The following is a 15,911-nucleotide window of genomic DNA, read 5'->3' as shown; positions in this document are numbered from 1 at the left end:
TTTTTTAAGGCACTACATTCTGAAAAGAAAAAACCTGCCTCCTCAGATGTGTTAAACTGTGAAGGCAGGTTTTTATATACTAAAAAATTTATTATTTATTGCGGCTGCCACGGTATTTTTCTTCGCAGTATTTGCAGCGGTAGATTTCTTTTTCGGGGTCGGACAGGATGAAGACCTGGTCTAATTCCTGTTCGATGGAGGTGATGCAGCGGGGGTTGCGGCACTGGATCACGTTGGTGATCTGTTTAGGCAGCTCCAGTTCTTTTTTCTGGACGATCTCGCCGTCTTTTATGATGTTAACGGTAATAGTGTGGTCAATGAAGCCGAGGATGTCAAGGTTCAGGGTGTCGATGGGACATTCCACTTTGATGATGTCTTTTCTGCCCATTTTTTTGCTTCTGGCATTTTTGATGAGGGCCACACAGCAGTCCAGTTTGTCAAGCTTCAGGTCTTTGTAAATGGTCATGCATTTTCCGGCTTTGATGTGGTCAAGCACCACACCTTCGTTTAAACGGCCAACATTTAACATAAGTCCACCTCCTTGAGTAGTGTGAGAATCAGTGCCATTCTGACATAGACACCATACTGGGCCTGTTTGAAATAGGCGGCTCTCGGGTCGCTGTCCACCTCTGTGGAGATTTCATTCACACGGGGAAGGGGATGCAGCACCAGCATGTCCGGTCCGGCCAGGTCCATTTTGGCTTTGTCCAGAATGTAAAAGTCTTTCATACGGACGTAATCTTCCTCGTTGAAGAAACGCTCTTTCTGTACTCTGGTCATGTAGAGAAGGTCAAGTTTCGGAAGAACTTCCTCCAGACGCTCTACTTCCTCAAATTCATGGCCGCTGGCTTTTAACACGTCCTCTTTGATATAGTCCGGTACACGAAGCTCTTCCGGAGAGATGAGGACAAATTTTACACCTGTATAACGTACTAAAGCTTCAATCAGAGAATGCACGGTACGGCCGAATTTCAGGTCTCCGCACAGACCGATGGTGATATTATCAAGACGTCCTTTTAAAGAACGGATCGTAAGCAGATCGGTCAGGGTCTGTGTCGGATGCTGGTGGCCGCCGTCTCCGGCATTGATGACAGGGATCTCAGATGCCATGGATGCCACAAGCGGCGCCCCCTCTTTCGGATGGCGCATGGCACAGATATCTGCGTAGCAGGAAACCACGCGGATGGTATCGGCAACGCTCTCGCCTTTTGCAGCGGAACTGGAATCTGCACTGGAAAATCCCAGAACCTTGCCGCCCAGACGAAGCATAGCGGATTCAAAGCTCAAACGTGTTCTTGTACTTGGTTCATAAAACAAAGTCGCCATGATCTTGCCGTCGCAGACATGAGCGTACTTTTCCGGATTCTTTTCAATATCATTGGCCAGATTCAAGACTTTATCCAGCTCTTCCACGGAAAAATCCAGCGGACTCATCAAGTGTCTCATAGATTACCTCCTGTGTATATAATTATCATCTTGTATTCCCACAGGCGCGTTCTTCCTGTGCGATTACCATGTACTATCATATACCAGTTCAGGGGTAATTTCAAGAATTATCGGACAGTATCTTTTCAAAAAAAAGCCCTGTCACAAACCACACCGGTGCGTAGTCCAGACGGATCAATCCTTTGTAATTCAGCTTCGCCTTGCTGTAGTCCCAGGGACACATATGAAAATGCTTCAGCAGCGCGCCGCTGGTCAGCTCCGCCGCAAAGATTCCCGTCATATAAATACTGCCCCGCAGAAAGGTGGAACATCCTTTCAGGCATTTGGACACCGGCCTGATACAGGCAGCCATTCCATAAATAGGGAACATCCAGATCGAGGACTGCCCGATCAGCCGGAAATCCTTTTTCTGAATGGCATGGACTCCGGTCCACAGAATCTCCATACACCAGCCGGCAGTGCCGCAGAGCAGAAAGGTATGCTTTTTCATGCTTTTTATCTCCTGTTATTTTTCTTATTATTATGGATTTCAGAAGCTCAAATTATACAAATCCGCTAAATGATACTCGCCTAGACTGCCCGGCAGGCGCACAGTTCTTTTTATAGACATGGAATACATAGAAAAGACTTGCGTACTGTAAAGTGCCGGTGTATGATAAATAACAGAAAGTCCGCCTGCAAAACCCGGGCGGATTTAATTCAAAAAACGGAGAGGTTACAAAAGTATGTTAGATTTACAAAAAATGCGTAACGACATCGATGAAATTGACACCCGTATCGTAAAGCTCTTTGAAGAACGGATGAAAATCTGCGAGAATGTGGCGCAGTTCAAGATTGAGACAGGGAAACCTGTCTTTGATAAAAGCAGGGAACAGGAAAAACTGGACTCCCTTGGCGGCAAAGCCCACAATGACTTTAACCGCTGCGGCGTGCAGGAACTGTTCCAGCAGATCATGTCCATCAGCCGCAAACGCCAGTACCAGCTTCTTCAGGAAAACGGCATGGAAGAAAAATCAGACTTTGTCAAAATAGATGGTTTGAAAAAGCAAAATGCCACGGTGGTGTTCCAGGGCGTGGAGGGTGCCTACAGTTTTGCCGCCATGCACACTTTTTTCGGAGCGGAGATCAAAAGCTTTTCTGTGGATACCTGGAAGGATGCCATGGAGGCTATCCGGATGGAAAAAGCTGACTTTGCCGTACTCCCCATTGAAAATTCCACAGCCGGTATTGTCCAGGATATTTACGACCTGCTCACAGAGTACGACCATGTGATCGTGGGCGAGCAGATCATTCCCTGTGAGCATGTGCTCATGGGACTTCCCGGCACATCCCTTTCCCATATCCACACGGTCTACTCCCATCCCCAGGCGCTGATGCAGTGCAGGGAGTTCCTGGAAAAGCACAGGGACTGGCAGCAGATGGAGTGGAACAATACCGCTGCCGCTGCCAAGAAAGTCGCTGATGAGAAAAACCCGGCACAGGCTGCCATTGCCAGCCGTTACGCGGCTGAACATTTCGGCCTCGCCGTTCTGGAGGAAGGGATATACTCCAATGTGAACAATTCCACACGTTTTATCATTGTCACCAGGGAGAAAATCTTCTGCCGGGATGCCCGTAAGATCAGTGTCAGCTATGAACTTCCCCATGAGAGCGGAAGTCTGTATAACAGCCTCTCCCACTTTATTTACAATGGGCTGAACATGACGAAGATCGAATCCCGCCCCATTATGGAGCGCAACTGGGAATACCGCTTCTTCGTGGATTTTGAGGGAAATCTAAGTGACAGCGCAGTCAAAAATGCCCTGCGCGGCCTGAAATCCGAGGCCCGGAATCTTCGGGTACACGGAAATTACTAAAAACAAAAGAAGGAAAAACCATGAAAAACATCAATGAATGCATCCTATACCGCAATTTTGACCAGGAGGAGACACTGGAAAGCATGTTCTCCATCCTCCTGGCCTGTGAAACAAAAGACCCGTCTCTTGCAGAGTTAAGAGAACTCTTCTACCGGTGTACCGGCCAGCTTGTGGAGATGGCCGGCTCCTTTGGCTTTGCCGGCAACCTCTGGCACAATTATCTAACCTTTCTGCTGGTCAACCATGAAAACGCCTTCAGCACAGCCTGCGAGATCGTAGGCCCGGTAAAAGGCAGCATCAACGATTTTGCAAAACACGACTTTACCATATTCAAGGAACTGTTCGACTTTGACCTGACAGCTCTTGATCAGGCTTTCGGCACTTCCTGCTGTTCCCTGATCTGCGATTACACCAATGTGGATGAGAACAGCAAGCTGTTCAACAAGCGCATCCGCGACCGCATCTGTACGCTGAGCCGGCGGCTTGGCCAGGCAGAGGATGTGGAGGAATTCATGAATGATATGGTGGAATTCTATAAGGATTTCGGCGTGGGCAAGCTGGGCCTCCACAAAGCCTTCCGTCTGGAACATCTGCAGACAGAGGCCAATGCGCGCATTGTCCCCATCACAAAGATAGCCCATGTACAGCTTGATGACCTGGTGGGCTACGAGATTGCAAAGAAAAAGCTTATCGACAACACAGAAGCCTTTATCCAGGGAAAACGCGCCAACAACTGTCTTCTCTTTGGTGACGCGGGCACAGGGAAATCCTCCAGCATCAAAGCCATTCTGAACCAGTATTACGAACAGGGTCTCCGCATTATTGAAATCTACAAACACCAGTTCCAGGATTTAAACGACGTCATTGCCCAGATCAAAAACCGCAATTACAAATTCATCATCTATATGGATGACCTGTCCTTTGAGGACTTCGAGATCGAATATAAATATCTGAAGGCCGTGATCGAAGGCGGTCTGGAGAAAAAGCCGGACAATATTCTGATCTACGCCACCTCCAACCGCCGCCATCTGGTCCGTGAGCGTTTCAGCGACAAGGAGGACAGAAACGATGACCTGCACACAAACGACACGGTACAGGAAAAGCTCTCCCTGGTATCCCGCTTTGGTGTGACCATCTATTTCGGTTCCCCGGACAAAAAAGAATTCCAGGAGATCGTTACCTCCCTGGCCCGGCGAAACGGCATCACCATGGACCGGGATGAACTGCTCCTGAAAGCCAACGCCTGGGAACTCCAGCACGGCGGCTTCTCCGGCCGTACAGCCCAGCAGTTTATCGACTACCTTCTGGGACAGCAGTAACAGCAAAACGCCTGGTATGCATGCATGGCCAAAACTCCGAAGAGTTCCGGTCAGACATACATACCAGGCGTTTTTCCTTTTGTTTCAAGCAGAACTGTAAGCCGGGTTATGTCGTGAACGATCATCTGTCTAGTTCTGCTGTTGCCAGCAGACTCAAGCGACCCACCTAAAAGCGTGACGGGCAGCCACATTGCTTTTCATTCGGTCTTGCTTCGGATGGGGTTTACATATGCCCTCCCTGTTACCAGGAAGGCGGTAGTCTCTTACACTGCCCTTCCACCCTTACCAGTGAAACACTGGCGGTACATTTCTGTTGCACTATCCTTGGAGTCACCTCCACCGGACGTTATCCGGCATCCTGCCCTGCGAAGCCCGGACTTTCCTCACCTGGCCCCTTTCGGTCCTGCCAGCCGCGATCATTCATTCTACTTGACACAAACGTCATTTTAACACAGCAAAACCAATTTGTAAATAACCAAAAATGCCTGCCGCACCCATTCCCTTCCCCGGATCAGACATCAAAACAGCCGCCTCCGATAAATTCCCTGAGAATGGAGTTATGGGGCACCGCATCTGCCGGCATTCCCACGAAATAATCCAGGAATTTCAGTATCCTCTTTGCCTCATTGTACTCCGGCTCTTCCGGTGTGATCCCGAAAAGCAGGGGCTCCGCGTACATTTTCAGCACCGCCAGCTCATAGATGAGAGCGGAATTAAACATCACATCCGCAGACTCCTGATAGGGGAAAATGTACTGCTCCTCCCCTCTTCTCACGGAATTCCACATGGCGATAGTATGCTTTGCAGAGGTTCCTCTTGTCCTGGAATCCCTGACGATCCGCCTTATGAGCCTGCCGTCTGTTGTGGGAATCCTGTTGTGTTCATCAATGTTGATCTGGGTCAGGGCGCTCACATATATTTTGAACTTGCTCTCCTTCGGCAATGTCTCACTGAGCTTGTCATTCAGCCCGTGAATCCCCTCTATGACCAGAATGTCATCCGCGCCGAGCTGCAGATAATCACCCTTGTACTCTCTCTGACCGATCTTAAAATTAAAGGACGGCAGTTCCACTCGTTCTCCTCTTAAAAGTGCATTCATATCCTCATTAAACTGCCGGATATCAATGGCCTCCAGGCACTCAAAATTATAATTCCCATGCTCATCCAGCGGGGTCTGCTCCCTGTTCAGGAAATAATTGTCCACTGCAATGGGATGGGGATGCAGTCCATGGGCAGAAAGCTGAATGGACAGCCTGTGGGAAAATGTGGTCTTACCCGAGGAGGAGGGCCCCGCGATCATGATAAACTTCTTGTCTCCCGCAGCCACGATCTGGTCTGCGATCTTGGATATTTTGCCCTCCTGGAGCGCTTCGGCAATGAGGATCAGTTCGTTTGCCCCCTGCTGCGTCACCTGTCCGTTCAAATCCCCTACGGTGTCTGTCTGCATCATCTCACCCCAGCGGCCGGACTCCTTCTGCACCTGGAATATTTTCGGCTGCGGATGAAACGGCGGCACAGTCTCCGGGTCTTTCTGCTCCGGAAGCTGGAGCACGAATCCCTCGTCGTAGGGATACAGATCAAAATATTTGAGATATCCCGTATGATTTACCATGAAGCCGTAAAAATAATCCTCAAAATCACCCAGACTGTATATGTTGACCCTGGATACCCGGCGGTACCGGAACAGTTTCTCCTTGTCATACATTCCGTGGTTGTGGAAAATTTCAATGGCCTCGTCCGTGCCCACGCTCCGCTTCAAAATGGGGATTCTTTCCTCCACAAGCTGCAGCATGTATGCCTTGACCTCAGCCAGGAATTTTTCGTCTATCTTAACATTTCCGTCGATGGTGAAGTAATATCCTGAGCTGACAGAATAATGAAGGACAGCCTTCTTTATATTTTCATGGCCTGCCACATGATAGACCGCCTTTAAGACAAGCAGGGAGGCGCTTCTCTTATATGTCTTATGTCCGATCTCATCCGCGGTGGTCACAAATTCCAGAGTGCCCGGTTTTTTCAATTTTTTATGCAGCTCGCAGAGCTTGCCGTTCTTCATCACCAGCACAATGGGATATCTGGTTGTCCCCTCATACTCCTCCACGATCTTCGCGTATGGCGTGCCGTACGGATATTCTTTTGTCTTTCCCAGAATCTTTACCGCTATATTTCTGTCGCTCATAGATACCTCCTGTTCACTTATCACTTCTTTTATAATAAAGTGTCCGGTGCACCGGACTCGCCCCACCGGAATGGACCGCTTGCGGCCAGTATCAAAAAACGCACCGGCTCTGCTTCGCCGGTGCATCACAGTTTAACTCCGTTATATCAGTCTATGCACTTTACAGGGCAGTTATTCTGACCCGCCCAATCTAAGTTCAAAGGACTGCACAGGGATGCCGGACTTCCATCTTGCTCACTTCCAGTTCAGGCAGCTTTTTCGCAAGCTTACGCCTCATATATTCCATAAATATATATTCGGTTCCGTAATGTCCCGCGTCAATGATACATACCCCCTGTGCCACCGCGTCAATGGCAGTGTGGTAATCCACGTCTCCGGTTATATAGACCTGTGCCTTTTTTTCCATGACATCCTTCATGAGACTCTTGCCCGAGCCGGTGCAGACAGCGGCCCGTTCCACCTCTGTATCCAGACTGCCGTAAACCGTCACATGGGGAAGCTCAAACTGTTCTTTTACAAACAGCGCGCAGTCTTTCAGCGTCATTTTACAGGGAAGGGAACCGATTCTTCCGATTCCTTCTCTTCGCTCCCCCTCCTCAAAAGTCACTTCCAGCACTTCACGGTCTGTCAGCTTAAGGATATCCGCGCTCAAGTCCGCCATGCCCAGAATGTCAAAGTTGGTATGCATGGCATAATAACTGATATGATTCCCGATCAGCCCAATGATCCTGCGGCCGATAAAATCCTCCGCCACCACGCGTTTCATACCGGAAAAAATCAGAGGATGGTGGGTGATCATCATATCCGCGCCGAAATCAATGGCTGCCTTCAGAGTCTCATCTGTCACATCAAGCGCAAGGAAGACTTTTTTGACTTCCCTCTCCCTGTCGCCAGCCAGAAGCCCCACATTGTCCCAGCTCTCCGCAAAGGACGGGTTATATTCTTTTTCCAAAATTTCTATAATCTCTTTACATTTCATATCTGTTGCCTCGCATGTTTCTGACAGATACCGGATATGGGCTTCTGTCCGCTGCTGTCAAGCCCAAGCGCTTTTTTAATATAAAAAAGCTCCTGTTCCAATTCCAAAAGCCGCTCTCTGCCTGTCCTGGTATCCGTGTTCTTTAGATGCTCCATGATTTTTTCCACAGAGGACTGTTCCTTTAAAAGAAACTGCGTAAGAACCGGATTCCGGTTTTTCAGAAGAGCACTGCCAAAGAGATACTCGATCTCCTCCTCATAGCACTGTTCCCCGCGTATGGCTTTCATCATGGGGTAATATTTACCGTCCTCAAACACCATATCCTCCGCCGTGATCCGGTACCCGTGGTCCAGCAGAAAATGCCGGAACCGGCCAATCTCCGACTGAGGCTGAAGAACCAGCTCCGATACGGTGTTCAGCACCTCGCTGCCCTCTGTCAGGATCTTCTCCATGAGCGGGCCGCCCATGCCGGCTATGATGACGGTATCCGCCTCACCGGCTGACAGGGCTTTTACACCATCAGAGAGGCGGGTTTCTATGTATTTTCCCAGCCCATATTCCCTAATATGCTCCTCTGCCCGAAGAAGAGGACCCCGGTTTACATCCATGGCAATGGCTCCCGGTATCCTTCCTTCCAGATACAGATAAATAGGAATATAGCCGTGGTCACACCCCACATCCGCGATCCTGCTGCCGGGTGTCACCAGGGATGCCACAGCGCGAAGCCTGTCCGAAAGCTGCACATTCTTCATACTGTTCATCCTTAATCCAGATAATCCTTTAATTTGCGGCTGCGGCTGGGGTGGCGCAGTTTACGGAGTGCTTTCGCCTCGATCTGGCGGATACGCTCCCTGGTCACATTGAACTCCTTGCCCACTTCTTCCAGTGTCCTGGCTCTTCCGTCATCCAAGCCGAAGCGCAGGCGGAGAACCTTCTGCTCTCTGTCTGTCAGCGTGTTTAAAACCTCCACTAGCTGTTCTTTTAAAAGTGTGAAGGCAGCGGCGTCTGCCGGGACAGGCACATTGTCATCCTGGATAAAATCTCCCAGATGGCTGTCTTCCTCCTCACCGATGGGAGTCTCCAGGGATACGGGTTCCTGGGAGATCTTCAGGATCTCACGGACTCTGTCCACGGACATATCCATCTTCTCTGCAATCTCCTCCGGCTGCGGCTCTCTGCCCAGTTCCTGCAGAAGCTGGCGTGACACACGGATCAGTTTGTTGATGGTCTCCACCATATGCACAGGGATACGGATGGTACGTGCCTGGTCTGCAATGGCTCTTGTGATGGCCTGGCGGATCCACCAGGTAGCATATGTGGAGAATTTATATCCTTTTCTGTAGTCAAACTTTTCCACAGCTTTGATAAGACCCAGATTTCCCTCCTGGATCAGATCCAGAAACAGCATACCGCGCCCTACATATCGTTTCGCGATGCTGACAACCAATCTTAAGTTGGCCTCTGCCAGACGTTTCTTGGCCGCCTCGTCTCCCTCTTCCATACGCTTTGCCAGCTCAATTTCCTCCTCTGCGGACAGAAGGGGCACCTTGCCGATCTCTTTTAAATACATGCGGACAGGATCTTCGATGCTGACACCTTCCGGAACGGAAAGGTCGATATTCTCCACATCTACCTCTTCCTCCTCGTCCAGGTTGATGCCGTCATCATCGCTGATGATAAAAACATCCTCATCGCTCTCCGGAATGCGCAGCACGTCAATACCGCAGGATTCCAGATAGTCAAATACTTTGTCCAGGGCGTCAGGGTCCAGGGGCATTTCCTTGAAATGGTCATTGATCTCCTGATATTCCAGGACATTTTTCTTTTTCTTTCCCAGCTCCACCAATTCCTGCAGTTTTTCGCTGAATTTCGCCATGTTCATTTCCATAAAATGTTCCATCCTCTCATTACTTAATTATATCTTTGCCTCAATCAAAAGAAATATGCAGTGTTACCTTTCCACTTTCAATTTCTTCCAGATGTTTTTTTGCCTCTACAAGTCTCTGCAGGCCTGCAATGTCCGTCGGCGCCAGAGACTGGCTCTGGTGCGCAATGCTGTCCCGTTTCATCCTGCAGACGGTTTCCCGAAGAGCGCGCCTGCGCTCCTGGTCATTTTCCAGATGCAGGGTTGCGTGAAATAAGGATGTAACTTCCTTTTGTTCTTCGCTGTCAGTGAACCGGTTCAAAAGCTTAGCCGGATTGACCTCCCCTTGTTCGTGCTGTTCAAATAAAAGTTCTGCCACCTGGTGAAACAGGGGCGTTGTAAAATCATCCGGGCCTATATAGCCCTCAATGGTGTCAAACATTTTCGGATAGGAGGTAAGCCAGGTCAGCATCAGCTTCTGGGAAGCGTCTCTGCCGTCCTCTTTCTTCTCCCGTTTCCGCTCTTTTGCAGGGGCCTTCGGTTTTGCCGAGATGCCCGTGCCTGACAGGGCCAGGTTATTCACCATGCGCCGCAGGTCTTCATAACGTATCTGGTATTTCCGGGAAATACTCTCCATGTAATTGTTACGCTCAAGTTCCTCCGGAAATTCCAGCAGTTTTTTTGCAATTGCTCTGTAAAATTCTGTTTTGTCCTCAGGGTCCGCCAGATTATACTGCCGTTCCATGACCTGTACCTCAAACAGAAAATAGTTCATAGCCTCAGAAAGCCGTTTTTCAAAAGCCTCCTGTCCCTCAGCCTTGATAAATTCATCCGGGTCCTTGTAAGGCGCCAGATTCACCACTCTGGGCTTGATGCCTGCCTCCCTGAGAATGGGAATTCCCCTGAGTGCGGCTTTCTGCCCGGCCTCATCACTGTCATAGGTAAGAAGCACTTCCTTGGTGTAGCGGCTCATAAGGCTGGCATGTCCGCTTGTAAGAGCCGTTCCCAGGGACGCCACTGCATTGGTAAAGCCTGCCTGGTGCATGGAGATCACATCCATATACCCCTCACAGACGATCAGATAGTTCTTCCTGGATTTTCTGGCAATGTTAAGCCCGTACAGGTTTCGGCTCTTGTCAAAGATCTTCGTCTCCGGTGAGTTCAGATATTTGGGCTTGGCGTCGCCCATGACGCGGCCGCCGAAACCGATCACCCGGTTATTTACATCCATAATGGGAAACATGACACGGTTCCAGAACTTGTCATGCATTCCATATCTCTCATCCGCGGAGAACAGGCCGGACTCTTTTAAAATGGCATCGGAATAGCCTTTTCCTTTCAGATACCGGTACAGGCTGTCCGAATATTTGCTGGAATAGCCAAGCCCGAAACTCTTAATGGTTTCATCCGACAATTCCCTGTTTTTCAGATACTCATAAGCCTGCCTGCCGCTCTCCTGCTTTAATTGATAATAGTAGTAGGAGGCTGCTTTTTTGTTCACCTCCAGAAGAACCGTCTTCAAATCCGCGGCAGCCCTCTGTTCTTTGGAATACTCTCCCTCCGGCAGTTTTACCCCTGCCCGCTCAGCCAGGTATTTCACAGCCTCTATGAAGGTGAAATTCTCATACTCCATTATAAAGGTGAACACATTTCCCCCTGCCCCGCACCCGAAGCAGTAATACATCTGCTTGCCGGGGCTTACGGAAAAGGAGGGTGATTTTTCATTGTGGAAAGGGCACAGGCCAAAGTAGGAGCTGCCCTTTTTCTGCAGCCGCACATAACCGGAAATGACATCCACAATGTCATTTTTCATGCGGACTTCTTCAATTATGTCATCGGAATAAAACATCTAGTAAACACTCCATCCTTTCGGAACAAAAATATCCCTGAATTTTTCCATGGAATATTGATCCGTCATACCGGAAATATAGTCACAGACAACCCGGTTCATCTCCTCACCGTCCCTAAGCAGCCGTTTATACTCCTCGGACATCTGATCCGGCTTGGTGCTGTAGTAGCCGTACAGGGCTTCCACCAGGTTCTCCGCCTTTTCCTCTTCCTCTTTCGCAACGGGATTCAGATAGACATTCTGGAACATAATGTTCCGAAGGTCACGCAATCCCTCCTCAATCTCAGGGGACATGCGTATGGTATCTTTCCCTCTGCTGTTGTCCACAATATCATGAATAAAGGTGTTAAGCCGTTCTTTTGTGTTCTCACCCAGTAAAAGGCGCAGGGTAATGGGAATATCATCTTCTGTGATGACCCCTGCCCGCTGGGCATCATCCATATCGTGATGGATATAGGATATCTTGTCGCAGAGCCGTACGATCTGTCCCTCCAGGGTATGGGGAGAACCGCTGGTCCTGTGGTTCAGGATTCCGTCCCGCACCTCCCAGGTAAGATTGAGTCCCTCGCCGTTCTTCTCCAGACACTCCACCACTCGAATGCTCTGCCTGTAATGGGCAAATCCAAGAGGGCAGACCCTGTCAAGGGCTCTCTCCCCCGCGTGTCCGAAGGGCGTATGCCCCAGATCATGCCCCAGAGCAATGGCCTCAACCAGATCATCATTCAGCCTCAGGGCCTTCGCAATGGTTCTGGCAGTCTGGGAAACTTCCAGGGTATGGGTCAGACGGTTCCTGTAGTGATCCCCCTGAGGCGCCAGAAAGACCTGGGTCTTATCCTTCAGTCTCCGAAAAGACTTACAGTGCAGGATCCTGTCCCGGTCCCGCTGGTACACCGTCCGGATATCACACTCCTCCTCATAACGGTCCCTGCCCCTGCTGTCCCTGCTGTGGGCAGCATAAGGACTTAACAGTTCCATCTCCCTTTGTTCCATTTCCTCACGGATATTCATTCGGCAGCTCACCTTCTCTCTTCAAAAGCAAAGCCAGTAAAAAAACTTTCTCATATACATTATTACGCATAAAACAGGGATTTCCTTTTTCTTTGGCAAAAATTTCGCAATTTTTTTCTTTCCCCGCACATTCCCTCATAAACAGCAAAAATTTCCCGGCAGAGCGGCCAATCTTTTTCCTCTGCCGGGAAATTCGTGCATATCTCCCGTAATTCTACTCCATATATGCCTCTTTCAGCATGGCGATCTCCCTTGCGTATCCCTCCAGGTCGTTGGGTGTCTCCAGATAAAAGGGCAGTTTTCTCAAACTCGGGTGATTGATGATCCGCTTCATGGCCTCAAATCCAATCTTTCCCTCTCCGATTTTGGCATGTCTGTCCTTATGGCTCCCAAACCCGAACATACTGTCATTCAAATGTACCGCCTTCAGCCTGTCAAGTCCTATCACTCGGTCAAACTCTGTCAGGACACCGTCCAGGTCCCCCACAATATCGTATCCGCCGTCATACACATGGCAGGTATCCAGACACACTCCCATTTTCTCCTGAAGCTCCACCCGGTCCAGGATCTCTCTTAACTCCTCAAAGGTCCTGCCCACCTCACTGCCCTTTCCGGCCATGGTTTCAAGCAGCACTGTGGTCCGCTGTTCCTTTGAAAGAATCTCATTCAGCATCCCGGCTATATAGGTAATCCCAATCTCTACCCCCTGCTTCACATGGCTGCCCGGATGAAAATTGTAACAGTTTCCCGGCGTGTATTCCATTCTCTTTAAATCATCCGCCATGGTGTTTTTGGCAAACTCCCGGATTCCCTCATCCGCGGAACAGCCATTCAGGGTATAGGGCGCGTGGGCAAGAATACAGGGAAAATCCTGCTCCTGTGCAAGCTTCAAAAACTTTTCCACATCCTCCTCCTTTATCTCCTTCGCCTTACCGCCTCTGGGGTTTCTGGTAAAAAACTGAAAGGTGTTTGCCTGTATCTTAACCGCTTCTTTCCCCATGGCCTCGTATCCTTTGGCTGAGGATAAATGACATCCTATTGTCAGCATATAATTTCCTCCGTTTTCTCTTTATCAATACTCTATCTCAATTTCCAATCCGTTCAGCAGATTCACCACTTCCGGAAAAGAGAAACTGGCTCCGTTTAGTTTACATGACCGGATATCCATCTGATACCCGGCAGTTCCCCGCAAGTCCGCTTTTCTCAGGTCACATTTAAAAAATTCTGTTCCCTCAAGCTTACAGCCCTTCATTCTGCTTTCCTGAAGCCGGCAGTCCGCGAACATGGAATCTGAAATCTCATTTCCTGTAAAATCAAACTTTTTCAGATTCATCTCCGAAAATGTATTATACTTCAACCGACAGCCGTAAAATCCCTTTATCGGCTCAGCAAATGCACCGTCCGGCATCAGCTCTTCCCAGTGCACACCAATCAGATTACACCTGTCAAATTCCACATACTGTATCCGGGAATGGGCCTCCGCCTCCAGGCTCATCACTGTACACTTTATAAAACTGCAGCCTGAAAAAGAACAGCTGAGGAGCCTGCAAGACTCAAAGACACAGTTTTCAAATTCACAGTCTGTAAACTTATAACCCTCAAAAATTTCATCGTTTATTTTTAAATCTTTAAATACCTGAGCTTCATAATACTTTTCTTCCATAAGTCGATGCCTCTTTTACTTTCTGCTGCTTTAGTTTTCTGTGCCCTTAGCGTTCTGTACCTTTTGCTTTCTGCTCCCTTAGCGTTCTGTACTTTTCGCTTTCTGTGCCTTTCGCTTTCTGTACACTTAGCGTTCTGTACCTTTCGCTTTCTGTACACTTAGCGTTCTGTACCTTTCGCTTTCTGTACACTTAGCGTTCTGTATTTTGCCATCCTGTACCTTTTCTATCCTGTGCCTTATTACTCTGTCACTTCATCTACATGCTGTCATTCAAAAACAGCGGCATCTCCCATGATACCGCCGCTGTATTCCCTGCCCCTTCACGTACCTGTCCCGAATGTCTTCTGCTGTCCTGCAAAGGATCTGTTGATTCTGAAGAACTTTTCACCGGAATAACAAAAATCCGAATCTGTTTCCTCTCGGAATCAAATTCGGATTTATAAATGCGGGAGATGGGACTTGAACCCACACGATCTTGCGACCACTAGATCCTTAGTCTAGCCTGTCTGCCAGTTCCAGCACTCCCGCTTTTCTCTGTCGCTCTTTGTTATCACTTCCGAACGACAAGTGAAAGTATATCACCAAATTTCGTGTTCGTCAATACCTTTTGCTAAAAAAATCTGAATTTTTTTCTAATTTTTTCCTCTCCCTCAAAAATACGCTCTTTTAAGACACTTTCATCCTCCACACATTCCCGAAAACAGCGCCATTCATCCAGCAGTCCCTGCCCATGCGGAACCAGATAAGCACCTGCGTCGCTGCCCAGTGCCATATGTACTCCCAATTCAAATCCCCTTCTGATATTATTCTTCCCCTTCTCATAAATCCCATGCAGCAGTTCATCCGAAAACCTTCCGCACCCAAACATATTGGCCACCACAGTGATCGTAGGCACCCAGACAATATCCGATTCCGCCATCATCTGCAGTGTCTCCTCCGAAACATAATTCCCATGCTCCACACTATCCGCCCCGGCCCTCACTAAATCCGCCACAGGCCCGGCCCCATTCGTATGACACATCACCGCAAACCCCTCTTCATGTGCAATATGCACCATCTCCTTCACTTCCTCAAAAGGAAGTGCCTCCCCTGTAATCCCCCCATCCGTATCAAAATCCATGATTCCCGTAGTCATGATCTTAATAAAATCCCCCCTGCGTGCTTTAACCTCCCTCACAAGCTCCGCATACTCCCTCATATTTTCAAATCCCTTCCCCACAATTCCCCCGTAACACCCTTTCCTGTGTATGGCAAAAATCGGCGTCCGGTAATCAATCCCATACTCCGGCGCAATCTCCCTTGCCCTTTCCGAGACCCCCAGATAGTCCCCTCCATCCCTCACAAACGCAATCCCCTTCTCCCGATACATCTCAAAATGCCTCCGGATCACCCCTTCATCCACCCCATTCAAATGCCTCTTCACAGCCTCTTTGTAATTTACTCCATCCATAAACACATGCGCATGACACTCCCCAAACATCCTCTGCCTCTCGACAAACATCTCCCCTGCCCTTTCTGTCTCCCCAACTCCATTCACATCCTCATCTCTCATAACCCAAACATCCTCCTTCCTCAGCTTCATCCCTATTTCTCTTTTCCCTCACAAACCATCTCAGCTTTCCGGCTACTTATAATGTACCCATAACAGTGGACAATCGAATTAGTGTAGTCCCTTCATTTTAGACGCCTCTTCCAGGTGCTTCCCTAAAGCTGGACAATCACACTAATTGCTCCCTGATTATTAAACA

Annotated in this window: 14 protein-coding genes, 1 tRNA gene and 1 other RNA gene; 2 read left to right on the top strand and 14 right to left on the bottom strand. The window is 49.0% G+C overall.

What is annotated here, in order from left to right; all coding sequences use genetic code 11:
• Positions 1–91 precede the first annotated feature (91 nt).
• The 3 genes from MUB35_RS28150 to MUB35_RS28140 form a co-directional block, all read right to left on the bottom strand.
• Positions 92–529 (bottom strand): aspartate carbamoyltransferase regulatory subunit, encoded by a 438-nt coding sequence (locus MUB35_RS28150; protein WP_227246742.1) that lies wholly within the window; start codon positions 527–529, stop codon positions 92–94.
• A complete protein-coding gene (pyrB, locus tag MUB35_RS28145) occupies positions 523–1,446 on the bottom strand; it encodes an aspartate carbamoyltransferase (protein WP_033143347.1) in 924 nt (307 codons plus the stop codon). Before pyrB ends, MUB35_RS28150 begins: the two co-directional genes overlap by 7 nt.
• Before the next feature lie 100 nt (positions 1,447–1,546).
• Positions 1,547–1,936 carry a putative ABC transporter permease gene (locus MUB35_RS28140; RefSeq protein ID WP_033143346.1) on the bottom strand — a complete coding sequence of 130 codons (390 nt, stop codon included), beginning with the start codon at positions 1,934–1,936 and terminating at the stop codon, positions 1,547–1,549.
• Between the two features lie 235 nt (positions 1,937–2,171).
• Here MUB35_RS28140 and pheA point away from each other — a divergent pair, with 235 nt between their 5' ends.
• Positions 2,172–3,302 carry a prephenate dehydratase gene (pheA, locus tag MUB35_RS28135; protein ID WP_103732768.1) on the top strand — a complete coding sequence of 377 codons (1,131 nt, stop codon included), beginning with the start codon at positions 2,172–2,174 and terminating at the stop codon, positions 3,300–3,302.
• 20 nt (positions 3,303–3,322) lie between these two features.
• Positions 3,323–4,621, top strand: a complete 1,299-nt coding sequence (locus MUB35_RS28130; RefSeq protein WP_033143344.1) for an ATP-binding protein — start codon at positions 3,323–3,325, stop codon at positions 4,619–4,621.
• 81 nt (positions 4,622–4,702) lie between these two features.
• On the opposite strand, the gene rnpB is transcribed toward MUB35_RS28130, so the two are convergent.
• From rnpB to MUB35_RS28075, 11 genes are all read right to left on the bottom strand, one after another.
• Positions 4,703–5,053, bottom strand: an RNA gene (gene rnpB, locus MUB35_RS28125) — RNase P RNA component class A.
• A 79-nt stretch (positions 5,054–5,132) separates the two neighbouring features.
• On the bottom strand, positions 5,133–6,800 hold the full coding sequence (locus MUB35_RS28120; protein ID WP_033143555.1) for a nucleoside kinase: 1,668 nt from the start codon (positions 6,798–6,800) through the stop codon (positions 5,133–5,135).
• Positions 6,801–6,996: 196 nt separating this feature from the next.
• Complete coding sequence (locus MUB35_RS28115) at positions 6,997–7,779, bottom strand: Nif3-like dinuclear metal center hexameric protein (RefSeq protein WP_118594139.1); 783 nt, start codon at positions 7,777–7,779, stop codon at positions 6,997–6,999.
• Positions 7,776–8,531: a tRNA (adenine(22)-N(1))-methyltransferase gene (locus tag MUB35_RS28110; protein ID WP_227246748.1), complete on the bottom strand. Its 756-nt coding sequence runs from the start codon at positions 8,529–8,531 to the stop codon at positions 7,776–7,778. The genes MUB35_RS28115 and MUB35_RS28110 overlap by 4 nt, the downstream gene beginning before the upstream one ends.
• A gap of 11 nt (positions 8,532–8,542) precedes the next feature.
• Positions 8,543–9,667 carry an RNA polymerase sigma factor RpoD gene (rpoD, locus tag MUB35_RS28105; RefSeq protein WP_033143553.1) on the bottom strand — a complete coding sequence of 375 codons (1,125 nt, stop codon included), beginning with the start codon at positions 9,665–9,667 and terminating at the stop codon, positions 8,543–8,545.
• 40 nt (positions 9,668–9,707) lie between these two features.
• The gene (gene dnaG, locus MUB35_RS28100) at positions 9,708–11,492 is read right to left on the bottom strand and encodes a DNA primase (protein WP_033143552.1); all 1,785 of its coding nucleotides are present in this window, start codon (positions 11,490–11,492) and stop codon (positions 9,708–9,710) included.
• The gene (locus tag MUB35_RS28095; RefSeq protein ID WP_033143551.1) at positions 11,493–12,500 is read right to left on the bottom strand and encodes a deoxyguanosinetriphosphate triphosphohydrolase; all 1,008 of its coding nucleotides are present in this window, start codon (positions 12,498–12,500) and stop codon (positions 11,493–11,495) included. It lies immediately after the preceding gene.
• Between the two features lie 214 nt (positions 12,501–12,714).
• Complete coding sequence (locus tag MUB35_RS28090) at positions 12,715–13,548, bottom strand: deoxyribonuclease IV (RefSeq protein ID WP_033143550.1); 834 nt, start codon at positions 13,546–13,548, stop codon at positions 12,715–12,717.
• A 24-nt stretch (positions 13,549–13,572) separates the two neighbouring features.
• Positions 13,573–14,163: a pentapeptide repeat-containing protein gene (locus MUB35_RS28085; RefSeq protein WP_033143549.1), complete on the bottom strand. Its 591-nt coding sequence runs from the start codon at positions 14,161–14,163 to the stop codon at positions 13,573–13,575.
• A gap of 444 nt (positions 14,164–14,607) precedes the next feature.
• A tRNA-Leu gene (locus MUB35_RS28080) sits at positions 14,608–14,691 on the bottom strand.
• A gap of 82 nt (positions 14,692–14,773) precedes the next feature.
• Positions 14,774–15,745: an amidohydrolase family protein gene (locus tag MUB35_RS28075; RefSeq protein WP_331477683.1), complete on the bottom strand. Its 972-nt coding sequence runs from the start codon at positions 15,743–15,745 to the stop codon at positions 14,774–14,776.
• Positions 15,746–15,911: the final 166 nt, after the last annotated feature.

The organism is Blautia sp. NSJ-175 (genome assembly GCF_022867815.1).
GTDB classification, from domain to species: Bacteria; Bacillota; Clostridia; order Lachnospirales; family Lachnospiraceae; genus Blautia; species Blautia celeris.
Note: the sequence above shows the minus strand (reverse complement) of the source record. Positions and strands in the feature narration are given on the sequence as shown.

Excerpts from the sequence above, each read along its gene's own strand:
- MUB35_RS28150 (WP_227246742.1), bottom strand. The coding sequence starts at position 529 with ATGTTAAATGTTGGCCGTTTAAACGAAGGTGTGGTGCTTGACCACATC.
- pyrB (WP_033143347.1), bottom strand. The coding sequence starts at position 1,446 with ATGAGACACTTGATGAGTCCGCTGGATTTTTCCGTGGAAGAGCTGGAT.
- MUB35_RS28140 (WP_033143346.1), bottom strand. The coding sequence starts at position 1,936 with ATGAAAAAGCATACCTTTCTGCTCTGCGGCACTGCCGGCTGGTGTATG.
- pheA (WP_103732768.1), top strand. The coding sequence starts at position 2,172 with ATGTTAGATTTACAAAAAATGCGTAACGACATCGATGAAATTGACACC.
- MUB35_RS28130 (WP_033143344.1), top strand. The coding sequence starts at position 3,323 with ATGAAAAACATCAATGAATGCATCCTATACCGCAATTTTGACCAGGAG.
- MUB35_RS28120 (WP_033143555.1), bottom strand. The coding sequence starts at position 6,800 with ATGAGCGACAGAAATATAGCGGTAAAGATTCTGGGAAAGACAAAAGAA.
- MUB35_RS28115 (WP_118594139.1), bottom strand. The coding sequence starts at position 7,779 with ATGAAATGTAAAGAGATTATAGAAATTTTGGAAAAAGAATATAACCCG.
- MUB35_RS28110 (WP_227246748.1), bottom strand. The coding sequence starts at position 8,531 with ATGAAGAATGTGCAGCTTTCGGACAGGCTTCGCGCTGTGGCATCCCTG.
- rpoD (WP_033143553.1), bottom strand. The coding sequence starts at position 9,667 with ATGGAAATGAACATGGCGAAATTCAGCGAAAAACTGCAGGAATTGGTG.
- dnaG (WP_033143552.1), bottom strand. The coding sequence starts at position 11,492 with ATGTTTTATTCCGATGACATAATTGAAGAAGTCCGCATGAAAAATGAC.
- MUB35_RS28095 (WP_033143551.1), bottom strand. The coding sequence starts at position 12,500 with ATGAATATCCGTGAGGAAATGGAACAAAGGGAGATGGAACTGTTAAGT.
- MUB35_RS28090 (WP_033143550.1), bottom strand. The coding sequence starts at position 13,548 with ATGCTGACAATAGGATGTCATTTATCCTCAGCCAAAGGATACGAGGCC.
- MUB35_RS28085 (WP_033143549.1), bottom strand. The coding sequence starts at position 14,163 with ATGGAAGAAAAGTATTATGAAGCTCAGGTATTTAAAGATTTAAAAATA.
- MUB35_RS28075 (WP_331477683.1), bottom strand. The coding sequence starts at position 15,745 with ATGAAGCTGAGGAAGGAGGATGTTTGGGTTATGAGAGATGAGGATGTG.